A 24,173-nucleotide genomic window follows, 5' to 3' on the forward strand; every position below is an offset into this window, starting at 1 on the left:
CGTTCCCTATCTTTATTGGGCCAGGCCACGTTCCAGCCAGCGCTTGCTGGAGAAACTCACCGCCGCGTCCAGCGCCAGCGCCAGCAGTGCGGTGCAGGCAGCCCCCAGCAGCAGCTGTGGCTGGTTGTTCAGGGCGATTCCGGGGAAGATCAGGCTGCCCAGGCTGTTGGCGCCAATCAGGAACGCCAGCGGTGCGGTGCCGACGTTCAGCGCCAGGGCCACGCGCACACCGCCAACGATGATTGGCACGGCGTTGGGCAGCTCCACCTGCCACAGTTGCTGGCGCGGGGTCATGCCGATGCCGGTGGCGGCTTCCTTGAGCGAGGCGGGGACGTTTTTCAGGCCCTCGTAGGTGTTGCGCACGATGGGCAGGAGGGAGGCGAGGAACAGCGCGAAGATCGCGGGCCCGGCGCCGATGCCCAGGATACTCAGGGCGATGGCCAGAACGGCCAGGGGAGGGATGGTGTTACCAACGTTGAACAACTGCATGAAGCGCTCGGCTTTGTCGACCCGGTGCGGTCGACTTAACGCAATGCCGGCGGGGATGCCCACGGCCAGCGCCGCCGCCATCGAAGCCAGCACCAGTACCAGGTGCGCTTGCAGGTAGAACCCAAGATCGTCGCGATAACGCGCGATCGTGTCGATGCCGATCCAGTGGACCAGCAGGGCCAGGATGACGAGCACGGCGGCCCATCCCAACAGCCCTTTTCCGTAGCGTTCAGCCACAGGTGGACTCCTTGTGTAGTCGGCGAGCACACTTCTTGGTTGCCGGCCAGTCCTGGCGGCGGGTGGTGTGTTCGCGAGTAGCAGCGTGACGCACGCCGAAGGCTGCGATCAGGCCATGAGCCGAACCCCGTCGGGCCCGAAAATGCTGATGAAACCAGCTCCCCAACCGAAGCGGGTTGCAGGGGAGTGGACGTCTCCGTGGGCGTAAAGGTTCCCATCTGGGGCGGCATTTGGCCAGCGTTAATCACTGGTTGGTTGGAAAATTGACGAGAAAAAGCAGCGGGTTAATGTGCTGTAGGCGTTGAAATAACTGCTCTTGGGCCATTTGTCGTGATAAAGCGATTGCCTGGCGAATTTGTGGCCTCTGGGCGGGCCCTTTCGCGGGTAAACCCGCTCCCACAGGTCCTGCACAGGTTTCAAAGATGGTGTGATACCTGTGGGAGCGGGTTTACCCGCGAAAGGGTCGGAACAGGCACCGCCGGTTCAGCAAATTTTGGTCCCGGCCCAACTTCAGGTATGATATCGCCCCTTTTAAATCCCCCAGTCAGGCGATTTCCCATGACCAACCAGGCCGCCGAAGTCGCGAAGCGCCGCACTTTCGCAATCATTTCCCACCCCGACGCCGGTAAGACCACCATCACCGAGAAGCTGCTGCTGATGGGCAAGGCCATTGCCGTCGCCGGTACCGTGAAGTCGCGCAAGTCCGACCGCCACGCCACCTCCGACTGGATGGAAATGGAGAAGCAGCGCGGCATCTCCATCACCACCTCGGTGATGCAGTTCCCGTACCGCGAGCACATGATCAACCTGCTCGACACCCCCGGCCACGAAGACTTCTCGGAAGACACCTACCGCACCCTGACCGCGGTGGACTCGGCGCTGATGGTGCTCGACGGCGGTAAAGGTGTAGAGCCACGTACCATCGCCCTGATGGACGTGTGCCGCCTGCGCGACACGCCGATCGTCAGCTTCATCAACAAACTCGACCGCGACATCCGCGACCCGATCGAGCTGCTGGACGAGATCGAAGCCGTGCTGAAGATCAAGGCCGCGCCGATCACCTGGCCGATCGGTTGCTACCGCGACTTCAAGGGCGTGTACCACCTGACCGGTGACTACATCGTGGTGTACACCCCGGGCCACGGCCACGAGCGCACCGAAGCCAAGATCATCCAGAAGCTGGACTCGGACGAAGCCCGTGCCCACCTGGGCGACCAGTACGATTCGTTCGTCGAACAGCTGGAGCTGGTGCAGGGCGCCTGCCACGAGTTCAACCAGGAAGAGTTCATCAACGGCCAGCTGACCCCGGTGTTCTTCGGTACCGCGCTGGGCAACTTCGGTGTCGACCATGTGCTTGACGCCGTCGTCGACTGGGCGCCGCGCCCGCTGGGCCGTGTTGCCCACGAGCGCACCGTGGAGCCTGTGGAAGAGAAGTTCACCGGCTTCGTGTTCAAGATCCAGGCGAACATGGACCCGAAACACCGCGACCGCATCGCCTTCATGCGTATCTGCTCGGGCAAGTACGAGAAGGGCATGAAGATGCGCCACGTGCGGATCAACAAGGACCTGCGTATCGGCGATGCGCTGACCTTCTTCTCCTCCGAGCGTGAGCAGCTGGAAGAGGCCTATGCCGGCGACATCATCGGCCTGCACAACCACGGCACCATCCAGATCGGCGACACCTTCACCGAAGGCGAGGCGCTGGGCTTCACCGGTATCCCGCACTTCGCTCCGGAGCTGTTCCGCCGCGTGCGCCTGAAGGACCCGCTGAAATCCAAGCAGCTGCGCCAGGGCCTGCAACAGCTGGCCGAAGAAGGTGCGACTCAGGTGTTCTTCCCAGAGCGCAGCAACGACATCATCCTCGGTGCAGTCGGTGTGCTGCAGTTCGACGTGGTCGCCAGCCGCCTGAAGGAAGAGTACAAGGTCGAGTGCGCCTACGAGCCGATCACCGTATGGTCGGCCCGCTGGATCGGCTGTGACGACAAGAAGAAGCTCGAGGAATTCCAGAACAAGGCCATGGAGAACCTGGCCATCGACGGTGGCGGGCACCTGACCTACCTGGCGCCGACCCGGGTCAACCTGTCGCTGATGGAAGAGCGCTGGCCGGACATCAAGTTCCGCGCTACCCGCGAGCACCACTGATTCGAAAAGCTTGCATCTGACCCCTGTGGGAGCGGGTTTACCCGCGAATGCGTCGGTGAATTCAACATCGCATTCGCGGGTAAACCCGCTCCCACAGTGACCGCGTTACGGCCGCACTCAGTTTCCTGCCTTGATACTGGTCCAGATCCTCGTCCGAATACGGTCGATCTTGGCCGGCATCGCCTCCAGCGCATACAGCTTGCCCATTACTTCCTCGCTCGGGTAAATCATCGTATTACCCTTCATCGCCGGATCCACCAGCCCGTCCGCCTCAAGGTTGCCGTTGGCGTATTGCACATGGTTGCTGATGTTGGCCATCACCTCCGGCTGCAGCAGGTAGTTCATGTAGGCATACCCGGCCTTCTCATCCGGTGCATCGGCCGGCATGGCAACCATGTCGAACCACATCGGTGCGCCTTCCCTGGGTATCGAATACCCTACCTTCACCCCGTTCTTCGCCTCCTCGGCACGATTCTTCGCCTGCAACACATCCCCCGAGAAACCCACCACCACGCAGATATCGCCGTTGGCCAGATCGCCGGTGTACTTCGATGAGTGGAAGTAGCTGATGTATGGCCGCACCTGCATCAGCAGCGCCTTGGCCTTGTCGTAGTCTGCCGGGTTCTGGCTGTGGTGCGGCAGGCCCAGGTAGTGCAGGGCGATCGGTAACAGCTCAGGGCCGTTGTCCAGCACGGCGACGCCGCAGCTTTTCAGCTTGCTCATGTACTCAGGCTTGAAGATCAGGTCCCACGAGTTTATTGGCGCGCTGTCGCCGAGCACCGCCTTGACCTTGTCGACGTTGTAGCCGATGCCGGTGCTGCCCCACAGGTACGGGAAGCCGTATTGGTTACCCGGGTCATTGACCTCCAGTGCCTTGAGCAACACCGGATTGAGGTTGTGCCAGTTGGGAAGCTGCGACTTGTCCAGCTGCTTCAGGGCTTTGCCCTGGATTTGACGGGCCATGAAGTGGTTGGACGGGAACACCACGTCGTAGCCGGAGTTGCCGGTCATCAGCTTGCCGTCGAGGGTTTCGTTGCTGTCGTAAACGTCGTAGGTGGGCACGATACCGCTGGCTTGCTGGAAGTTCTTCAGTGTGTCGGGGGCAACGTAGCTGGACCAGTTGTAGATCTTCACCGTTTCGGCGGCACCGGCCACGCTGGCGGCCAGCATCAGGGGGGCGAGAAGGAGCGTGCGCATGTCGGGGTTACCTTGCTTTGTGTGTTGTTATCGAAGGCAGGCGATCAGCGGATCAGAAAATAAGGACGTAGGTCTTGCGCACGGTCTCCTGGATGTCCCAGGTGCCCGTGCTGTTGGCCGGTAGCATCAGTGCGTCTCCGGCTTCTATGAACAGGGGCTCGCCACCGTCAGGGGTGAAGGTGCAGCGGCCCTTGGTGAAATGGCAGAACTCCTGCTGCACGATCTGCCGCCGCCAGCGCCCGGGGGTGCACTCCCAGATGCCGGTTTCGACGCCGTCGCTGCGCTCCACACAGGTGACCGACGTTACCGCCACGGGCTCGCCGAGTGGTACCGCAACGGGGTTGGAGCTATCGAGCACGGCGCTGTTGGTGTTCTTGAAATGGGTGATGCTCATGACCGGTAAATCCTGTGTCGGGGAAAGGGAGGTCAGTGCATGAAGCCTTCCATGAAGTCCGCAAGATTGCTGGCCAGGCGCCGCCTCCAAGGCGCGCTGGCGGGGTTGGCGAGGGTCCGATCCTCGTGGACGAAGCTCTGGATGATTGCGTTGTAGCCCAGCCAGCGGCAGGGCTCGGGTGGCCAAGTGGCCAGGCTTGAAAGCGGGCGGTTGTCGAGTACCCAGGGTTGCGCGGTCAGTTCGTTGTGCAGGTTCAGGATCAGCGCCGCCAGGGTGCGCCCGCCCAGGTTGGTGGCGCCGACGCCTTCGCCGCCGTAGCCGCCCGCCAGGGCGATGCCGCGTTGACGGTCGCAGAGCATGTGCGGGCGGAAGCGCCGCGCCATGCCCAGGTTGCCGCCCCAGGAATGGGTGATACGCACGTGCTTCAACTGCGGGAACAACTCGCTGAACAGGTAGCGGCGCAGCTCGATTTCCTGTTCGTCGAGGTTGAAGTTTTCGCGCAGGCGGCCACCGAAGCGGTAGCCGCCACGGGCGCCGAATACCAGGCGGTTGTCGGCGGTGCGCTGGCCGTAGGTGACCTGGCGGCTGCTTTCGCTGAACGCCTGGCCCTGGTTCAGGCCGATCTGTTGCCAGGTGGCCTCCGGCAGTGGTTCGGTGGCCACCAACAGGCTCTGTACCGGCAATTGATGTTTGCCCAGTGGCGGCAGGCTGGCGGCGTAGCCCTCCACGGCGGGTACCATCCATTGGCAACGGATGCGCGCCAACGGGGTACGCACCTCACCCGGCTGCCAGTCGATGGCTGGGGTGTTTTCGTAGATGGGTACGCCCAGCGCTTCTACCGCCCGGGCCAGGCCACGCGCCAGCTTGGCGGGTTGGATGGTTGCGGTGTGCGGGCTGTAGATGGCGCCATAGGCATTGCTGACCCGCAACTGAGCGTCAAGCTGTTCGGGGCGCAGCCAGCGGTAGTCGTCCTCGGTCATGCCTTGGCGATAAAGATCGTCGAGGTAGGCGCGCAGGCTGCGCTCCTGTTCCGGGTAGCGCGCGGCGCAGTACAGCACGCCGCCTTTGCGGTAGTCGCAGTCGATGCCTTCATGTTGCAGCACGCGGTGTACTTCATCGGGAATGCCATGCAGCAGGTCGATGCTGGCGCGGCGCTGTTGCGGCGACAGGGTGGCCAGCAGGCGGTCTTCGCCGAGCAGGTTGCCCATCAGCCAGCCGCCGTTGCGCCCCGAGGCGCCGAAGCCGGCGATGTTGGCGTCGATTACCGCGATGTTCAGCTGTGGCGCCTGGCGCTTGAGGTAGTAGGCGGTCCACAGGCCGGTGTAGCCAGCGCCGATGATGCACACATCCGCGTCCAGGTCCTCGCGCAGGGCCGGGCGGGCGCACAACGGCTCGTCGAGCTGGTCCATCCACAGGCTGAGCGTGCGCAGGGGTTGCATCGGGTTCGGCTCCACATCCGTCAAGGTCTGTGGGCGATCCTAGTGGTGTCGGCGGGCGGCTGTCCTACGTGCGTGCACGCAGGGAAATTTGCTTAAGGTACGCCTTGGGCGTAAGCCCGGTGTGTTCGCGGAAACACTTGTAGAACGCCGACAACGAGTTGAAACCGGCATTGAACGCCAGCTCGTCGATCGTGGCTTCGATGCTGTCGTCGTCGAGGCTGGCCATCAAGTGCTGCAGGCGGGCCTGGTTGACGTAGCGGTAGAAGCTTTGCCCGAGCACCTGGTTGAGCAGGTAGGAGATCTGGTTGCGGCTGTAGCCGCTGGCGTCGGCCACCTGCTGCAGGTCCAGCTCCGGGTCCAGGTAGGGGCGCTGGCGCTGGAAGTAGTGTTCCAGGTCCTGGGCCATGGTCGACAGCTGTCGGGGTGACAGGCCCAGGCGGCTGGTGGCCGGGCGCGGGCCGCTGCTGGCATGGCCACTGCTGCTCCGGCGGACCAGCGTGGCGTATTCGTTGACCTGCCAGATCAGGCCGTCCTTCACGGTAATCGCCTCGCTGGACTGAAACGCCACCAGGCCGTCGCCGCCCTGGACCGTGACCTGGTACTGGATGAACGCGGTACAGCCGTCGACGCGGATGCGGTCGCTGTGCACGATGTCTTCGCCGGCTTCATGGGGCAGGCAGGCGCGCACATAGTCACGCAGTTCCTGGTAGCCGAGCACGCGGTTCTGGAAGAAGTCGTGGTACTGGATGTCGGGGTGGTAGAGCGCCATGACGCCGTCGAGGTCGCGGTGCTTCCAGCACAGGTGGTAGCGCAGCACGGTGTCGGCGGTGAGCGGGGTCTGCTCGGGGCCGTCGGGGAGGGTGGTGGCGGTCATGAGCCTGATAGTGCATTGCAGAACACCCAGCTGCAAGGGTGCGGATCCGGCATATTGCACGGTTTTGCCAAGCGGCTTGGGCAGTAAGCCGTTGATTCGGTTGAGAGTGATTTTTTGACAGGGATGGCATGGCGAGTGCACCGGTCTGTTCAACATCGAACAAGGAGAAAGGCCATGCGCTCGATACTGCTTTGGATGATTGGGGTGCCGATTCCGGTGATTATCCTGATCTGGTTCTTCATGCATTGAGATTTTTGGGGCCGCTTTGCGGCCCATCGCGACACAAGGCCGCTCCTACAGGAGATTGCGGTCCCTTGTAGGAGCGGCCTTGTGTCGCGATGGGCTGCAACGCAGCCCCGGCTATCTAAAGGCTAAAGAAACTGCTCGGCATAGTGACAAGCCACCTGCCGGGTATTCACCCATCCGGCAATTCGTATCTTCGGCCCAATTTCCACCGGCCGGTGCCGATTCCGGTGATTATCCTGACCTGGTTCTTCATGCATTGAGATTTTTGGGGCCGCTTTGCGGCCCATCGCGACACAAGGCCGCTCCTACAGGAGATCGCGGTCCCTTGTAGGAGCGGCCTTGTGTCGCGATGGGCTGCAACGCAGCCCCGGCTATCTAAAGGCTAAAGAAACTGCTCGGTATAGTGACAAGCCACCTGCCGGGTACTCACCCATCCGGCAATTCGTATCTTCGGCCCAATTTCCGCCGGCCGGTGCCGATTCCGGTGATTATCCTGATCTGGTTCTTCATGCATTGAGATTTTTGGGGCCGCTTTGCGGCCCATCGCGACACAAGGCCGCTCCTACAGGAGATCGCGGTCCCTTGTAGGAGCGGCCTTGTGTCGCGATGGGCTGCAAAGCAGCCCCGTCTATCTAAAGGCTAAAGAAACTGCTCGGCATAGTGACAAGCCACCTGCCGGGTACTCACCTGCCTGAGCGCCGGCACTTCCTTGGCACACCGCTCGGTCGCATACGGGCAACGCTTGTGAAACGCACACCCATCCGGCGGGTTCAGCGGGTTGGGCAACTCCCCGGCAATGCGGATCTTCGGCTTCAAAGGGTCCGGGTGAATCGCCGGCGTCGCCGAAAGCAGTGCCTGGGTATACGGGTGCAACGGCCTTTCGTAGATATCTTCCTTCGGCCCCATCTCCGCAGGCCGGCCGAGGTACATCACCAGCACCTGATCGGCCACATGCCGCACCACCGCCAGGTTGTGCGAGATGAACACGTAGGCGGTATTGAACTCCTTCTGCAAATCCATGAACAGGTTCAGTACCTGGGCCTGGATCGACACGTCCAGCGCCGAGGTCGGTTCGTCCGCCACCAGCACCTTGGGCTGCAGCATCATTGCCCGGGCCAGGGCGATACGCTGGCGCTGGCCGCCGGAGAACATGTGCGGGTAGCGCTGGTAATGCTCGGGGCGCAGGCCGACCTGTTCCATCATCTTCTGCACCTTTTCTCGCCGCTCGGCCTTGCTCAGCGAGGTGTTGATCAGCAGCGGCTCGGCCAGTTGGTCGCCAATCTTCTGCCGTGGATTGAGCGACGCGTAGGGGCTCTGGAAAACCATCTGTACGTCGCGGCGCAGTTGCTTGCGCTCGCTCTTGCTGGCGCCTTTCACTTCGGTGCCGGCAATTTGCAGCGAGCCGGACGACGGCTCTTCGATCAGGGTCAGTGCGCGGGCCAGGGTCGACTTGCCGCAGCCGGACTCGCCGACCACGGCCAGGGTCTTGCCGGCCTCCAGTTCGAACGACACGCCATTCAGCGCGCGGACCAGGGCGTGGCCCTTGAACAGCCCGCGGGAGACTTCGTAATGCCGGGTCAGCTCCCGGGCGGATAGAACGACGGCCATCACGCCACCTCCTGGTTCAGCGGGTAGAAGCAACGCACCAGGCCATGGGCCTGGGGATCGAGGGGCGGGCGCTGGCGCCGGCAGTTGTCCTGCACGTACGGGCAGCGCGGTGACAGCAGGCAACCCACGGGGCGGTCGTAGCGGCCGGGGACGATGCCGGGCAGGGTGGCCAGGCGTTCGGCACCGATGCTGTGCTCGGGGATCGCCGCCAGCAACGCTTCGCTGTAGGGGTGGGCGGGCACGTCGAACAGCTCCGGCACCTGGCCCACTTCCACGGCCTGGCCGGCGTACATCACGCACACCCGCCTGGCGGTTTCAGCGACCACGGCGAGGTCGTGGGTGATCAGGATGAGCGCCATGTTGCGCTCCTTCTGCAGGTTGACCAGCAGCTCCATGATCTGCGCCTGGATGGTCACGTCCAGCGCAGTGGTGGGTTCGTCGGCAATCAGCAGCTTGGGCTCGCCGGCAATCGCCATGGCAATCGCCACGCGCTGGCTCATGCCGCCGGACAGCTGGTGCGGGTAGGCGTCCAGGCGGCTTTCCGCAGCCGGGATCTCGACCTTTTTCAGCAGCTCCAGGGCACGCTGGCGCGCGGCCTTGCCCTTCAGGCCCAGGTGCTGGCGCAGCACTTCCTCGATCTGGTAGCCCACGGTGTAGCTGGGGTTGAGCGCGGTCATCGGGTCCTGGAAGACCATGGCGATGTCCTTGCCCACCACCTTGCGTCGCTGGCGGCCGGTGAGCTTGAGCATGTCGGTGCCGTCGAAGGTGAGCGAGTCGGCGGTGATGCGCCCGGGGGCGTCGATCAGGCCCATCAGGGCCATCATGGTCACGGACTTGCCCGAGCCGGATTCGCCGACGATGGCCAGGATCTCGCCGGCCTCCACCGTCAGGTCCAGGCCATCGACCACCGGTACCGCATTGGCGTCGCCGAAGCGCACGTTCAGGTTGTTGATCTGCAACAGTGACATGGCGTTCTCCTCAGGCGGCGTTCTTGAGTTTCGGGTCCAGCGCATCGCGCAGGCCGTCGCCCATCAGGTTGATTGCCAGCACACTGAGCAGAATGGTCAGGCCGGGCAGGCTCACCACCCACCAGGCGCGCTCGATGTAGTCACGGGCCGAAGCCAGCATGGTGCCCCACTCCGGGGTTGGCGGCTGTACGCCAAGGCCAAGGAAGCCCAGGGCGGCGGCGTCGAGGATGGCCGAGGAGAAGCTGAGGGTGGCCTGCACGATCAGCGGTGCCATGCAGTTGGGCAGCACGGTGACGAACATCAGCCGTGGCAGCCCGGCACCAGCCAGGCGTGCGGCGGTGACGTAGTCGCGGTTCAGCTCGCCCATCACGGCGGCGCGGGTCAGGCGCACGTAGGATGGCAACGACACGATGGCGATGGCGATCACGGTGTTGATCAGGCCTGGGCCGAGGATGGCGACGATGGCCACCGCCAGCAGCAGCGAGGGCAGGGCCAGCATCACGTCCATCAGGCGCATGATCGACGGGCCGAGCAGTTGCGGGAAGAAACCGGCCAGCAGGCCCAGCAGGATGCCAGGGATCAACGACATCACCACCGACGACAGGCCGATCAGCAGCGACAGCCGCGCGCCCTGGATCAGCCGCGAAAGCAGGTCGCGGCCCAGCTCGTCGGTGCCGAGGATGAACTGCCAGCTGCCACCTTCGAGCCACACCGGTGGGGTCAGCAGGAATTCGCGGTACTGCTCGCTCGGGTCGTGCGGGGCAACCCACGGCGCGAACAGCGCGCAGAACACCACCAGGCACATGAAGGCCAGGCCCATCACCGCACCTTTGTTGCGGGCGAAGGCTTGCCAGAATTCTTTGTATGGCGAGGGGTAGAGCAGGCTCTGGTCCACCGGGCTGACCGGTGTGACGGATTTCGGAATCGGGCTAGTCATGGCGAAGGCCTCAGCGCTGATGACGGATGCGTGGGTTGGCCAGGCCGTAGAGGATATCCACGACGAAGTTGACCAGGATCACCAGGCAGGCGATCAACAGGATGCCGTTCTGGACCACGGGGTAGTCACGGGCACCGATGGCTTCGATCAGCCACTTGCCGATGCCCGGCCAGGAAAAGATGGTTTCGGTCAGCACCGCACCGGCCAGCAACGTGCCGACCTGCAGGCCGAATACGGTCAGTACCGGGATCAGCGCGTTGCGCAGGCCGTGCACGAACACCACGCGGGCCGGCGACAGGCCTTTGGCGCGGGCGGTGCGGATGTAGTCCTCGCGCAGCACTTCGAGCATCGACGAGCGGGTCATGCGGGCAATCACCGCCAGCGGGATGGTGCCGAGCACGATGGCCGGCAGGATCAGGTGCATCACCGCGTCCTTGAACGCGCCTTCCTCGTCGCTGAGCAGGGTGTCGATGAGCATGAAGCCGGTCTTCGGCTCGATGTCGTAGAGCAGGTCGATGCGCCCGGACACCGGGGTCCAGCCCAGGCTTACCGAGAAGAACATGATCAGGATCAGGCCCCACCAGAAGATCGGCATCGAGTAACCGGCCAGGGAAATGCCCATCACCCCGTGGTCGAACAGCGATCCGCGCTTGAGCGCAGCGATCACCCCGGCCAGCAGGCCGACGATGCCGGCGAACAACAGGGCGGCAAAGGCCAGTTCCAGGGTGGCCGGGAACAGGGTGAGGAACTCGCTCCACACGCTCTCGCGGGTGCGCAGCGATTCACCGAGGTCACCCTGGGCCAGCTTGCCGACGTAGTCCAGGTACTGGACCGGCAGCGGCTTGTTCAGGCCCAGGCGCTCCATGGCCTGGGCATGCATTTCGGGGTCGACCCTGCGCTCGCCCATCATCACTTCCACCGGGTCGCCGGGGATCAGGCGTATGAGCGCGAAGGTCAGCAAGGTGATACCGAAAAATGTCGGTATCAGCAGGCCAAGGCGCCGGGCAATAAAGCTCAACATTGTCTGGGTTACCTCATCAGGCCGTGCGGCTAGCAGCACGCTACGGGGTGCCGCCGGTCCCCGTGTGGGTTGCCGGCGGTCGTTGTTGTTCTACTTCACCTTGGTGGTGGCGAAGTTGTTGTTGGCCAGAGGGCTGATCACGTAGCCCTCCACGTTGTCACGCATGGCGGCGAACACCTTGGGGTGGGCCATGCTGATCCAGGGTTGGTCGTCATCGTACACCCTTAAAGCCTCGGCATAGACCCATCGGCGCTCATTGTCATCCGTCATCTGCCGTGCACGCGTGATGAGTTCCTGGAACTGCTGATTGCACCAGCGGGCGTAGTTCTCGCCGTTCTTGGCGGCCTCGCAGCTCAGCAGCGGGGTGAGGAAGTTGTCCGGGTCACCGTTGTCGCCTGCCCAGCCGGTGGAGACCAGGTCGGCTTCGCCGTTCTTGGCACGACGCAGCATTTCGGCCCATTCCATCACGCGGATATCCAGCTGCAGGCCGACCTGTTTCAGGTCGGCCTGCAGCATCTCGGCGGACAGGCGTGGGTTGGGGTTGGTCATGCCGCCGCCGTTGCGGGTGAACAGGGTGATCACGGTACCTTCCGGTACGCCAGCTTCCTTGAGCAGGGCGCGGGCCTTGGCCAGGTCTCGAGGCGGGTTCTGGTTGGTGGTGTTGTAACCGAGCATGGTCGGCGGGTACGGGTTCACGCCCACCAGCGCGTTGTCCTTGCCAAACAGCTGGTCGACGTGTGTCTGGCGGTCGAAGGCCATGTTGATGGCTTTGCGCACGCGCACATCGCTGAGGTACTTGTGCTGGGTGTTCATGGCGATATAGCCGGTAACCAGCGCTTCGGTCTCGGCGACCTTGAGCTTGGGGTCGGCCTTGATCGTCGGCACGTCCTCCGGTTTGGGGTACAGCGCCACCTGGCATTCGTTGGCGCGCAGCTTTTGCAGGCGCACGTTGCTGTCGGTGGCGATGGCGAATATCAGGGCGTCGGCCGGGGGCTTGCCGCGGAAGTAGTCCGGGTTGGGTTTGAAGCGGACCTGGGCGTCCTTGTTGTAACGCTGGAAGATGAACGGGCCGGTGCCGATCGGCTTGCTGTTGAGCTCGGCGGTCTTGCCGGCCTTGAGCAACTGGTCGCCGTATTCGGCGGAGTAGATCGAGGTGAAGCCCATTGCCATGTCCCGCAGGAACGGTGCTTCCGGGCGAGTGAGGGTGATCACCACGGTGTGGTCATCGGTCTTGTCCACCGACTTGAGCAGGCTTTTGAAGGACATGCTTTCGAAGTACGGGTAGCCGACGCTGGTCTTGTCGTGCCACGGATGCGCCGGGTCGAGCTGACGGCGCAGGCTCCACAACACGTCATCGGCGTTGAATTCGCGAGTGGGCGTGAAGTAGTCGGTCTTGTGGAACTTCACCCCTTGGCGCAGGTGGAAGGTGTAGGTCAGGCCGTCCGGTGAGATGTCCCAGCGTTCGGCCAGGGCCGGCTGGACGTCGGTGGTGCCAGGCTTGAAGTCGACCAGGCGGTTGAACAGCGCTTCGGAGGTGGCATCGAAGGTGACCCCCGTAGTGTACTGGACAACGTCGAACCCTTCCGGGCTGGCCTCGGTGCACACTACCAGCGGCTTGGCCGCCAGCTGCGTGGCGCTGCCCAGTACCAGCGCTGCCAGGGCGAGGCGTAGCGGTAGCGATTTCATGAAAGCTCTCTGCATGGGTGGACTCCCTGCTTGCATTGATTCCAGCGTAGCCGCCACGGCCCGCAGCGAAGCAGGCCGTGGCGCCGGCGGTCAGAGAATGTTGAATGGAATGGTGGTAACCACCCGGAACTCATCCAGGCTGCCATCGCCCTGGGCCTTGCTGGCGCGGTGCGCGGTGTAGGTGGCACGGATGCTGGTGTCTTTCAGCGGCCCGCTCTGTACCGCGTAGCTGGTGCCGAAGCCCCACTCGTAGTGGGTTTCGCCGTCCAGGCCGTTCACGTCGTAGGCGGTACCGCGGTAATGGGTACCATCGATGCCCCAGCCGCGGGCGTTGTACAGGTTGAACTTCAGGCCCGGCACGCCGTACGGCGCCATGTTCAGCACGTAGGAAATCTGCAGCGATTTCTCGTTGGGGCCGTTGAAGTCCGACAGCAGCGAGTTGGCCAGGTAGATGCCGTTGGTTTCGTGCAGGTAGTCGAAGTACTCGTTGCCGTTGACCTGCTGCCAGGAGGCGCTGAGGGTGTGGGCCTGGTGGGTCAGGCCGAACGACAGGCTGTAGGTGTCGTTGTCGATCTCGCCCATCTTCTTGCTGCCGGCGTCGACGGTCTTGTAGTAGTTCAGGCCGGTGCTCAGGCTGAGCACTGCGCTGTCGCCGAGCACGTGGTTGGCGCCAAAGTAGTACTGGTTCCAGAAGTCGTCGACCTTGGTGGCGTACAGGCTGGTGCTCAGGCTCTTGAACGGCTGGTAGTTGATGCCGGCGGTACTGGCGCGGTCGGTTTCCACGCCAGTGGCACTGTACTCGGTGCGGAACTTGCTGAGGCTCTGTTCGGTACGTGGCGAGACGCGGTCGAAGGTGCCCAGGTCGAAGCTCAGGTTGTCGAATTCGGCACTGTGCAAAAACGCGCCTTGGAAGCTCGAGGGCAGGGCACGGTTGCCGATGTAGGCGATCATCGGCGTGTCCACCGATTGGCGGCCGACGGTGAGGGTAGTGTTGGACACCCGCGCCTTGACGTTGGCCAGGCCCATCTTGCTCCACTGGCCGACCGGGTCGCCGTCGCTGTGGGTCAGGGTGCGGTTGTTGGGGCCGGCGACGTCCTCGCGGTTCTGCAGCAGGGCGATGGCATTGTAGCCGGCGGCTTCGACGGCGAAGCCGACGGTGCCCTGGGTGAAGCCGGAGCTGTAGTTGAGGATGGTGCCCTGCACCCAGTTCTCGCGGCTGTGGGTGTCGTGGCGGGTGCCGTCGCTCTTGTAGTACTTCCACAGCGGGGCGCGTGCGGCGCGCTCGCGGGCGTACCAGTTGCGGGTGCTGCCGGACAGGCTCTGGCCGTCGACGAAGCCGCTGGCCTGCTCCTGCTCGCTGCTGCCTTTGAGGGTGATGGGCACGTATTCCTGGCTTTGCGGGTCGGCCTGGGTCACGGTGGATAAGGCACTGATGGATAACGCCAGTGCGGTCAAGGTGAATAGTCTCAAGGTTAAAGCTCCCTTTCTGTTCTTCTAGTTATTGCCTGGCCTTGTGGGCCGGGTTTCTTGCTGCGGTGTTGCCAGGGTTGCCCGGGGTCACCGGGCAGAATCGGGGGGTTGTGTTGGCTGTGCCGGCCCTTTCGCGGGTAAACCCGCTCCCACAGGGGCACCACAGGTTTCGGCATGTGCGCCGTACCTGTGGGAGCGGGTTTACCCGCGAAGAGGCCCTTGAGGGCTAAAGATCAATCAACACTCACACCGGAAAAGTCGTTGCGCCCGAACGGGCTGACCTTGAACTCGGAAACCTTGACGCTGAGCGGTTGGTTGACCGTGGAGTGCGCCACCGGGGTAATCGGCACCTGTTGCTTGAGCCGCTGCTGGGCCTGCTGGTACAGGGCGGTGCGCTGTGTGCGGTCGGTGACCTGCTTGGCCTGCTTGACCAGGCTGTCGTACTGCGGATCGCACCACAGCGAGTAGTTGTTGCTGCCGATGGCATCGCAGTTGTAGAGGGTGCCCAGCCAGTTGTCCGGGTCACCGTTGTCCCCGGTCCAGCCGATCAGGGCGATATCGTGCTCGCCGCTTTTCATGCGCTTGAGGTACTCGCCCCATTCGTAGCTGACAATGCGCACCTTGAAGCCGAGCTTGCTCCAGTCGGCCTGGAGCATCTCCGCCATCAGCTTGGCGTTGGGGTTGTACGGGCGCTGCACCGGCATGGCCCACAGGGTGATCTCGGTGCCTGGCTTGACCCCGGCCTGCTGCAGTAGCTGCTTGGCCTTTTCTGGGTCGAAAGGCGCGTCCTTGAGGCTGTCGTCATAGGACCACTGGGTTGGCGGCATGGCGTTGACTGCCAGCTGGCCGGAATCCTGGTACACGGCCTGGATGATCGCCTGCTTGTTTACTGCCATGTCCATCGCCTGGCGCACTTCCAGGCGGTCGAACGGTGGGTGCTGGGTGTTGTAGGCGATGTAGCCAAGGTTGAAGCCAGGTTGCTGCAGCACCTGCAGTTTGCTGTCGGCCTTGAGCGCCGGCAGGTCGGCGGGGCGCGGGTGCAGGGTGACCTGGCATTCGTTGCGGCGCAGCTTCTGGATGCGCACCGAAGGGTCGATGTTGATCGAGAACACCAGATTGTCGATCTTCACGTCCTGCGGTGACCAATAGGCCTTGTTGCCCTTGTAGCGGATCTGCGAATCCTTCTGATAACGCTGGAACACGAACGGGCCGGTGCCGATCGGTTGCTGGTTGATGTCGCTGGGGCGCCCGCTGGCCATCAGTTGTTCGGCGTATTCGGCAGACAGGATGGAAGCGAAGCTCATGGCCAGGTTCTGGATGAACGCGGCATCGACCTTGTTCAGGGTGAACACCACGGTCAGTGGATCGGTCTTTTCGACACGGGCAATGTTCTTGTCCAGGCCCATGCTGATGAAATAGGGGAACTCGGTCGGGTAGGCCTGGCGGAACGGGTGGTTCTTGTCGAGCATGCGGTTGAAGGTGAACAGCACGTCGTCGGCGTTGAAGTCGCGGCTCGGTGCAAAGGCCTTGTTGCTGTGGAATTTCACCCCTTCGCGCAGATGGAAGGTGTAGCGCAGGCCATCCTCGGACACCTCCCAGCGGGTCGCCAGGGCAGGGTGCACGGCAGTGCCGCCGCGTTCGAATTCGACCAGGCGGTTGTAGAGCGGTTCGGCGGCGTCGTTGTCGGTGGCGCTGGTGTACTGGGCGGTGTCGAAGCCGGCGGGGCTGCCTTCCGAGCAGAACACCAGGTTGCTGGCCAGCAGGGCCGGCGATTGGCTGATCAGGCCCACGGCCAGCAGGGCGGAAAGGCGGGTGGTATGGCGCATGGCAAGTCCTTTTACGTCTGTTTGCGCCGCCTCGGGGTACGAATGGCGGCAACAGGTCGCCGACCCCGCTGCGGATGGCGGCGGGACGACATGAAAGGGTACGAGGTTGGCGGGGCACCCGCCGCTCGGCGGGTGCCTTGGCTAGCCTATTTGTCCACGCTGACGCCGTAGAAGGAGTTCAGCGCGAACGGGCTGATCTTGAAGTCCTTCACCTTGGCGCTCATGGGCTGGTACACGGTGGAGTGGGCGATCGGGGTGATCGGCACCTGCTCCTTGAGGATGTGCTGTGCCTGCTGGTACAGCTCGGTGCGCTTGGCCTGGTCGGAGGTGGCCTTGGCCTGCTTGATCAGGTCGTCGTAGGGCTTGTAGCACCACTTGGAGAAGTTGTTGCCGCTCATGGCGTCGCAGCCGTACAGGGTGCCCAGCCAGTTGTCCGGGTCACCGTTGTCACCGCTCCAGCCGATCAGCATGGCGCCTTGTTCGCCGCCTTTGGAGCGCTTGATGTACTCGCCCCATTCATAGCTGACGATCTTCGCCTTGATGCCGACCTTGGCCCAGTCGGATTGCAGCATCTCGGCCATCAGCTTGGCATTGGGGTTGTACGGGCGTTGCACGGGCATCGCCCACAGGGTGATTTCGGTGCCTTCCTTGATGCCGGCTTCCTTGAGCAGCTGCTTGGCTTTCTCAGGGTCGAACGAGGCATCCTTGATGCTGTCGTCATAGGACCATTGGGTCGGCGGCATGGCGTTGACCGCCAGTTGGCCGGCGCCCTGGTAGACCGACTCGATGATCTTTTTCTTGTCCACGGCCATGTCCAGCGCCTCGCGGACTTTCAGCTGGGCCAGCGGGTTGGCCTCGTTGCTGCCCTTGACCTTGTCCATCACGTTGTAGGCGATGTAGCCGAGGTTGAAGCCGGCTTGTTGCGGCATCTGCAGCTTGGGGTCCTGCTTCAGCGGCTGGATGTCGGCCGGCCGCGGGAACAGGGTGACCTGGCATTCGTTCTTCTTCAGCTTCTGCATGCGCACCGAGGCGTCGGTGGTGATGGCGAAGATCAGGTTGTCGATCTTCACGTCATCGGGTTGCCAGTAGTCCTTGTTGCCCTTGAAGCGGATCTGCGCGTCTTTCTGGTACTTGCTGAACACGAACGGGCCGGTGCCGATCGGCTTCTGGTTGATGTCGGCGGCCTTGCCGTCCTTGAGCAGCTGGTCGGCGTATTCGGCGGACTGGATCGAGGCGAAGCTCATGGCCAGGTTCTGGATGAACGCGGCGTCGACTTCGTTGAGGGTGAACTTGACCGTGTGCTCGTCGAGCTTCTCCAGCTTGGCGATGTTCTTGTCCATGCCCATGTCGGTGAAGTACGGGAACTCGGTGGGGTAGGCTTTGCGGAACGGGTGGTTCTTGTCGAGCATGCGGTTGAAGGTGAACAGCACGTCGTCGGCGTTGAAGTTGCGGGTGGGCTTGAAGTAGTCGGTGGTGTGGAACTTGACCCCTTCGCGCAGGTGGAAGGTGTAGGTCTTTCCGTCGTCGGAGACTTCCCACTTGGTCGCCAGACCCGGGATGACTGCAGTGCCGCCACGTTCGAACTGGGTCAGGCGGTTGAACACGGTCTCGGCCGAGGCGTCGAAGTCAGTCCCTGTGGTGTATTGGCCTGGGTCGAAGCCGGCCGGGCTGCCTTCGGAGCAGAACACCAGGTTGGACGCGGCGAGGGCCGACGGTGCGCCGGAGAGCAAGCCTGCGCCTAGCAGGAACGGAATGACTGCGTGTTTGAGCATGGTGGCCTCATTGTTGTCATTTTTCGATTGAGGTGGCCTCGTGAGCCGACCTGCGGATACTTATGCAGGGGCTGTTCCCAATGCAATATGCGGAGGGATAGTTGACGCCAGAAAAGTGGTACGGTCGTACATGGATGTCGCATTGATATAACTTTCGAAGAAGTTAAACGTTTGCGTAGGCAAAATGATGGCTTTTTGCGGGATATTTCGAGGCGGGGTTAGTGTAGGAAGCACCTATTTGGTGCGTAGGAAATTTCCGAAAATCCTGATTTGACAGACAACTGGACTCGCAAGCGATCCGCGTACCCTGTGGGAGCGGCTTTAGCCGCGAAGAATCCAACGCGGTGCATGGCACCGGCTGCGCCGGTGTTCGCGGCTAAAGCCGCTCCCACAGGGTCCCTGCTAATTCAATGTGTTATGTGCAGTTCCATGAGGGCGGGCAAGCCCGCTCCCACAGGTGTTTCGAGGACTCTTCAAGGCATCTGCACTTCGATCAGGCCATCGGCATTCATGCTCACTTCACTGGTCCCGGCCTCGATATCCGGCGCCGGTGCCGACTCATCAGCCCCCATGGCCTTCATCGCCATCGGTGCACTGCGCAGGTACGGGCGTGGGTAACCGCTGCTGTTGAGGTTCAGGCTGACCACTTTGTAGCCCTTGCCACCCAGCGCCTCGGTCGCCAGCTGGGCGCGCGCCTTGAAGGCATCCACGGCATCCTTGAGCAGTGCATCCTCGCTGGCCTTGCGCGTGGCCGGGGCGATGGAGAAGTCCATGCCACCCATCTTCAGCTCTTGCAGCAGGTCGGCGGTCAGCTGCGACAGGGCCGGGAAGTTGGCGCTTTCCAGTCGCAACTCGGCGCGCTCGCGCCAGCCGGTGATCTTCTGGCCCTTGCTGTCATACACCGGGTAGCTGTTGCGGCTGCCCTGGCTGATCTTCACGTCCTTGACCTGGCGCGACTGCTGTACGGCCTTGTTCATGGTTTCGGTGATCTGCTTGGCGAGCTTGCCCGGGTCGGTGTTCTGCGCTTCGCTGTACAGGGTAACGACCATCAGGTCACGCGCCACTTCCTTGCTGACTTCGGCACGCAGCGAGACCTGGTTGTAGCGCGGCTCATCGGCAGCCAGCGCCGGCAGGCTGGCGAGCAGGCCGCAGGACAGGATCAGGGCGGTGCCGCGACGTGGGATTTGCATGTGGTACTCCTTGGCAATATAAGGCGTGGGTTGTGGTCATCCATTCCACGCATGGCCCATCAGACCGGCAACAGTGTAGTGGGTTCAAAAGTGCCATCATCAACCTGTGACAAAGTGTGGCGCTTTGCCGCATCGCTGCAGCGAGGCGCCTGGCTTCGGTATACTCCAGCCGATTTTTCTGGAGCACTCATCAGGAGAGCTCATGCTCGCCGCCGTACAACCGCTGTCCGCTACTCGCCAGAACCTCTGGCGCCTGACCGTCATTCGGGTCCTGGTCCTGGCTGCCCAGGCCGGCTCCGTGGGGGTCGCCTACTGGACCGAACTGCTGCCCTTGCCCTGGCTGTCGCTGGCCGGCACCTTGGCCTTGTCTTCGCTGCTGTGCGCCTTCACGGCCCTGCGCCTGCGCCTGTCGTTGCCGGTCACCGAGCTGGAGTACGCCCTGCAACTGGCCTGCGACCTGCTGATCCACAGTGCCTTGCTGTATTACTCCGGCGGCTCGACAAACCCGTTCGTGTCGTATTACCTGGTGCCGCTGGCGATCGCCGCGGTGACCCTGCCGTGGTTGTATTCGCTGATTCTCTCGGGCATTGCCCTGACCGCCTACAGCCTGCTGCTGGTGCAGTTCTACCCGCTCGAAGGCCTGCCAATGGCGCGGGACAAGATGCAGGTCTATGGCATGTGGTTGAGCATTGCCCTGGCCGCCGCAGTGATCACCTTCTTTGCCGCGCGCATGGCCGAAGAGCTGCGCCGCCAGGAGCAGCTGCGTTCCGAGCGGCGTGAAGAAAGCCTGCGCGACGAGCAGCTGCTGGCCGTGGCCACCCAGGCCGCCGGTGCCGCCCATGAGCTGGGCACGCCGTTGGCGACCATGAGCGTGCTGCTGAATGAAATGCGCCAGGACCACGCCGACCCGCTGCTGCAGGAAGACCTGCAGATCCTTCAGGATCAGGTGAAGCTGTGCAAGGAAACCCTGCAACAGCTGGTACGCGCCGCCGAAGCCAACCGCCGCCTGGCCGTGGTGGAGCAGGATGTGACGGCCTGGCTGGACGAAGCGCTCAACCGTTGGCACCTGATGCGCCCGGAAGCCAGCTACCGCTTCCAGCGCCTGCGCGACGGCCAGGTGCCGCGCCTGACCCCGCCGCCGGACCTGACCCAGGCGCTGTTGAACCTGTTGAACAATGCCGCCGATGCCTGCCCCGATGACCTTGAAGTGCGCCTGGACTGGGACGCCCATGACATCGTCATCAGCATCCGTGACCATGGCCCCGGCGTGCCGCCGGCCATCGCCGAAGCCATCGGCAAACCCTTCATTACCACCAAAGGCAAAGGCTTCGGCCTGGGCCTGTTCTTGAGCAAGGCCAGCGTGACCCGTGCGGGCGGTTCGGTGAAACTCTATAGTCATGAACAGGGTGGCACCCTGACCGAACTGCGCCTGCCCTATGGCAAGCGAGGAGATGAATGATGAGCGAAGAAAACCAGGTCGAAGGCGAAGAGCTGCCGCACCTGCTGCTGGTGGATGACGATGCCACCTTCACCCGGGTCATGGCCCGTGCCATGAGCCGCCGCGGTTTCCGCGTGAGCACCGCCAGCTCTGCCGAAGAAGGGTTGATCCTGGCCCAGCAGGACCTGCCGGACTACGCCACGCTGGACCTGAAGATGGACGGCGACTCCGGGCTGGTGCTGTTGCCCAAGCTGCTGGAGCTGGACCCGGAAATGCGCGTGGTGATCCTGACCGGTTACTCGAGCATTGCCACCGCGGTGGAAGCGGTCAAGCGCGGTGCCTGCAACTACCTGTGCAAGCCGGCCGATGCCGATGATGTGCTGGCGGCGCTGCTGTCGGAGCACACCGACCTGGACACCCTGGTGCCGGAAAACCCGATGTCGGTCGACCGCCTGCAGTGGGAACACATCCAGCGGGTGCTGAACGAGCACGAAGGCAATATCTCGGCCACCGCCCGGGCGCTGGGCATGCACCGGCGGACCTTGCAGCGCAAACTGCAGAAGCGCCCGGTTCGGCGCTGATTCAGTACTGGCAGTACCGGCCTCTTCGCGGGTAAACCCGCTCCCACAGGTATTTCACAAGCCTCAAGACCTGTGCAGTACCTGTGGGAGCGGGTTTACCCGCGAAAGGGCCGTAACTGACAGAAACTTCTCTTTATCACCCCGCGATCCCCGCAAGTCCCGGCCGTTGGCGTATCATTAGCCCCCTAACGGCAACCCCCTCCAGGATCGCTTGCGCATGCTCGCCCTTCTTATCCAGACACTGAACATCACGGCCCCGGTCTTCGCCATGCTGTTCATGGGCGTGCTGCTCAAACGTATCCGCCTGATCGACGACAATTTCAACCGCGTCGCCTCGCAGCTGGTGTTCAACGTGTGCATGCCGGCGCTGCTGTTCCTCGGCATCTATCACGCCGACCTGGCCACGGCGGTCAAACCCGGCGTCCTTCTCTATTTCATCGTCGCCACCCTGGCCGGCTTCGCCATTGCCTGGGGCCTGGCCATCTGGCGCAGCCCGCTGGCCGACCGGGGCATCTATACCCAAGGCGCATTCCGCGGCAACAACGGCGTGATCGGCCTGGCCCTGGCCGCCAGTCTCTACGGCGACTACGGCATCTCCCTGGGGGCGGTGCTCGCCGGCCTGGTCATCCTCATGTACAACTCGCTGTCGGCAGTGGTGCTGGCGGTGTACAGCCCGGACCTGAAGTCCGACCCGTGGAGCATCTGCAAGAGCATCCTCAGCAACCCGCTGATCATCAGTGTGCTGGTGGCCACGCCCATGGCGTACGGCCAGGTGCCGCTGCCCAACTGGCTGCTGACCTCGAGCGACTACCTGGCGCAGATGACCCTGCCGCTGGCGCTGATCTGCATCGGAGGCACGCTGTCGCTGGCGGCACTGCGCGACAGTGGCAGGCTGGCCATCGACGCCAGCCTGGTGAAGATGGTCTGGCTACCGCTGCTCGGCACCCTCGGTGCCTGGCTATGCGGCTTCCGCGGGGCCGAGCTGGGCATCCTGTTCCTGTACATCGGCAGCCCGACCGCAGCGGCCAGCTACGTCATGGCGCGGGCGGCCAACGGCAACCATGAGCTGGCGGCGTCGATCATCGTGATTACCACGCTAATGGCGGCGATCACCACCAACATTGGTATTTTCATCTTGCAGTGGGGCGGATGGATCTAGATCCTTGACTGCAAACAACACAAAAAACACAGCCTCACTGAGCTAAAGGACACTTCATGCAAGACCAGAGCACGCCCGAGCGGTTACAGCGCGGGCTGAAGAATCGCCATATCCAGCTGATCGCGCTGGGCGGGGCCATCGGTACCGGGTTGTTCCTGGGCATCGCCCAGACCATCCAGCTGGCCGGCCCTTCCGTCCTGCTGGGCTACGCCATTGCCGGCCTGATGGCCTTCCTGATCATGCGCCAGCTCGGCGAAATGGTGGTGGAAGAGCCGGTGGCCGGCAGCTTCAGCCACTTCGCCCACCAGTACTGGAGCGAGTTCGCCGGCTTCGTCTCGGGCTGGAACTACTGGGTGGTGTATGTACTGGTCGGCATGGCCGAGCTGACAGCGGTGGGTATCTACGTGCAGTACTGGTGGCCCGGCTTCCCCACCTGGGCCACGGCGGCGATCTTCTTCGTGGTGATCAACCTGATCAACCTGACCCAGGTGAAGGTCTACGGCGAGATGGAGTTCTGGTTCGCCCTGGTCAAGGTGGTGGCCATCGTCAGCATGATCGGCTTCGGCGCCTGGCTGCTGACCAGCGGCCATGGCGGCCCGGACGCCAGCGTGGCCAACCTCTGGCAGTACGGCGGCTTCTTCCCCAACGGCGTCTCCGGCCTGGTGATGGCACTGGCAGTGATCATGTTTTCGTTCGGTGGCCTGGAGCTGGTGGGCATTACCGCCGCCGAGGCCGACAACCCGCGTCAGAGCATCCCCAAGGCCACCAACCAGGTGGTGTACCGCATCCTCATCTTCTATATCGGTGCCCTGGCGGTGCTGCTGTCGCTGTACCCGTGGCAGAAGGTGGTGCAGGGTGGCAGCCCGTTCGTGATGATCTTCCACGAACTGGACAGTGACCTGGTGGCGACCATCCTCAATATCGTGGTGCTGACGGCCGCACTGTCGGTGTACAACAGCTGCGTGTACGCCAACAGCCGCATGCTGTTTGGCCTGGCCAGCCAGGGCGACGCACCGCGTCAGTTGCTGAAGGTAAGCCGTAGCGGCGTGCCGCTGACCGCGCTGGGTGTGTCGGCTTTCGCCACCGGGCTGTGCGTGCTGATCAACTACCTGATGCCGGGTGAAGCCTTTGGTTTGCTGATGGCCCTGGCGGTGTCGGCGCTGGTGATCAACTGGGCGAGCATCAGCATCACCCACCTGAAGTTCCGCAAGGCCAAGCTGGCGGCCGGGATTACCCCGTTCTACAAAAGCTGGGGGCACCCGGTCACCAACTACCTTTGCCTGGCGTTCATCGTGCTGATCCTGGTGGTGATGTACCTGACCCCGCCGATTCGCATCTCGGTGATGCTGATTCCGGGGTGGATCCTTGTGCTGTGGGTGGCCTTCAAGATGAAGAAGGCTCGCCAGGCCAGGTAGGTAACACAGTACCGGCCTCTTCGCGGGCACGCCCGCTCCCACAGGGGCTCCACAGGCACTGAAACCTGTGCAGTACCTGTGGGA

19 protein-coding genes are annotated in these 24,173 nt (G+C 63.1%); 5 read left to right on the forward strand and 14 right to left on the reverse strand.

What is annotated here, in order from left to right; genetic code table 11:
* Positions 1–12 precede the first annotated feature (12 nt).
* A complete protein-coding gene (locus ABNP31_RS04605) occupies positions 13–726 on the reverse strand; it encodes an ABC transporter permease (protein ID WP_085616828.1) in 714 nt (237 codons plus the stop codon).
* Between the two features lie 558 nt (positions 727–1,284).
* Between ABNP31_RS04605 and ABNP31_RS04610 the strand changes: the two genes are divergently transcribed.
* Positions 1,285–2,868: a peptide chain release factor 3 gene (locus tag ABNP31_RS04610; protein WP_003257876.1), complete on the forward strand. Its 1,584-nt coding sequence runs from the start codon at positions 1,285–1,287 to the stop codon at positions 2,866–2,868.
* 117 nt (positions 2,869–2,985) lie between these two features.
* Here ABNP31_RS04610 and ABNP31_RS04615 read toward each other — a convergent pair whose 3' ends face one another.
* The 13 genes from ABNP31_RS04615 to ABNP31_RS04675 all read right to left on the reverse strand — a co-directional run bounded on the left by ABNP31_RS04615 (position 2,986) and on the right by ABNP31_RS04675 (position 19,496).
* Positions 2,986–4,065 (reverse strand): polyamine ABC transporter substrate-binding protein, encoded by a 1,080-nt coding sequence (locus ABNP31_RS04615; protein ID WP_238067290.1) that lies wholly within the window; start codon positions 4,063–4,065, stop codon positions 2,986–2,988.
* Between the two features lie 52 nt (positions 4,066–4,117).
* Positions 4,118–4,459 carry a cupin domain-containing protein gene (locus ABNP31_RS04620; protein WP_238067291.1) on the reverse strand — a complete coding sequence of 114 codons (342 nt, stop codon included), beginning with the start codon at positions 4,457–4,459 and terminating at the stop codon, positions 4,118–4,120.
* 32 nt (positions 4,460–4,491) lie between these two features.
* A complete protein-coding gene (locus ABNP31_RS04625; protein ID WP_238067292.1) occupies positions 4,492–5,898 on the reverse strand; it encodes an NAD(P)/FAD-dependent oxidoreductase in 1,407 nt (468 codons plus the stop codon).
* A 64-nt stretch (positions 5,899–5,962) separates the two neighbouring features.
* On the reverse strand, positions 5,963–6,772 hold the full coding sequence (locus ABNP31_RS04630) for an AraC family transcriptional regulator (RefSeq protein ID WP_085664502.1): 810 nt from the start codon (positions 6,770–6,772) through the stop codon (positions 5,963–5,965).
* An 885-nt stretch (positions 6,773–7,657) separates the two neighbouring features.
* Positions 7,658–8,626 (reverse strand): peptide ABC transporter ATP-binding protein, encoded by a 969-nt coding sequence (locus ABNP31_RS04635; RefSeq protein WP_024086321.1) that lies wholly within the window; start codon positions 8,624–8,626, stop codon positions 7,658–7,660.
* The gene (locus ABNP31_RS04640) at positions 8,626–9,594 is read right to left on the reverse strand and encodes an ABC transporter ATP-binding protein (protein WP_085664503.1); all 969 of its coding nucleotides are present in this window, start codon (positions 9,592–9,594) and stop codon (positions 8,626–8,628) included. Before ABNP31_RS04640 ends, ABNP31_RS04635 begins: the two co-directional genes overlap by 1 nt.
* 10 nt (positions 9,595–9,604) lie before the next feature.
* The gene (locus tag ABNP31_RS04645; RefSeq protein WP_025337799.1) at positions 9,605–10,531 is read right to left on the reverse strand and encodes an ABC transporter permease subunit; all 927 of its coding nucleotides are present in this window, start codon (positions 10,529–10,531) and stop codon (positions 9,605–9,607) included.
* 10 nt (positions 10,532–10,541) lie between these two features.
* On the reverse strand, positions 10,542–11,552 hold the full coding sequence (locus ABNP31_RS04650; protein WP_012316108.1) for an ABC transporter permease subunit: 1,011 nt from the start codon (positions 11,550–11,552) through the stop codon (positions 10,542–10,544).
* A gap of 90 nt (positions 11,553–11,642) precedes the next feature.
* The gene (locus ABNP31_RS04655; RefSeq protein WP_238067294.1) at positions 11,643–13,253 is read right to left on the reverse strand and encodes an ABC transporter substrate-binding protein; all 1,611 of its coding nucleotides are present in this window, start codon (positions 13,251–13,253) and stop codon (positions 11,643–11,645) included.
* A 75-nt stretch (positions 13,254–13,328) separates the two neighbouring features.
* The gene (locus ABNP31_RS04660) at positions 13,329–14,708 is read right to left on the reverse strand and encodes an OprD family porin (RefSeq protein WP_025337802.1); all 1,380 of its coding nucleotides are present in this window, start codon (positions 14,706–14,708) and stop codon (positions 13,329–13,331) included.
* Positions 14,709–14,941: 233 nt separating this feature from the next.
* The gene (locus ABNP31_RS04665; protein ID WP_350013043.1) at positions 14,942–16,534 is read right to left on the reverse strand and encodes an ABC transporter substrate-binding protein; all 1,593 of its coding nucleotides are present in this window, start codon (positions 16,532–16,534) and stop codon (positions 14,942–14,944) included.
* Between the two features lie 146 nt (positions 16,535–16,680).
* Positions 16,681–18,306: an ABC transporter substrate-binding protein gene (locus ABNP31_RS04670; protein WP_025337804.1), complete on the reverse strand. Its 1,626-nt coding sequence runs from the start codon at positions 18,304–18,306 to the stop codon at positions 16,681–16,683.
* A gap of 473 nt (positions 18,307–18,779) precedes the next feature.
* Positions 18,780–19,496, reverse strand: coding sequence for an SIMPL domain-containing protein (locus ABNP31_RS04675; RefSeq protein WP_015269044.1), 717 nt, complete (start codon positions 19,494–19,496; stop codon positions 18,780–18,782).
* A 202-nt stretch (positions 19,497–19,698) separates the two neighbouring features.
* On the opposite strand from ABNP31_RS04675, the gene ABNP31_RS04680 reads away from it, so the two are divergent.
* The 4 genes from ABNP31_RS04680 (at position 19,699) to ABNP31_RS04695 (ending at position 24,089) form a co-directional block, all read left to right on the forward strand.
* A complete protein-coding gene (locus tag ABNP31_RS04680) occupies positions 19,699–20,955 on the forward strand; it encodes an ATP-binding protein (protein WP_025337805.1) in 1,257 nt (418 codons plus the stop codon).
* On the forward strand, positions 20,955–21,515 hold the full coding sequence (locus ABNP31_RS04685; protein ID WP_025337806.1) for a response regulator transcription factor: 561 nt from the start codon (positions 20,955–20,957) through the stop codon (positions 21,513–21,515). Before ABNP31_RS04680 ends, ABNP31_RS04685 begins: the two co-directional genes overlap by 1 nt.
* 217 nt (positions 21,516–21,732) lie before the next feature.
* Complete coding sequence (locus tag ABNP31_RS04690) at positions 21,733–22,674, forward strand: AEC family transporter (RefSeq protein WP_238067296.1); 942 nt, start codon at positions 21,733–21,735, stop codon at positions 22,672–22,674.
* A 56-nt stretch (positions 22,675–22,730) separates the two neighbouring features.
* Positions 22,731–24,089 (forward strand): amino acid permease, encoded by a 1,359-nt coding sequence (locus ABNP31_RS04695; protein WP_085616810.1) that lies wholly within the window; start codon positions 22,731–22,733, stop codon positions 24,087–24,089.
* Positions 24,090–24,173 lie beyond the last annotated feature (84 nt).

This window comes from Pseudomonas asiatica, assembly GCF_040214835.1.
Classification (GTDB): Bacteria; Pseudomonadota; Gammaproteobacteria; order Pseudomonadales; family Pseudomonadaceae; genus Aquipseudomonas; species Aquipseudomonas putida_Z.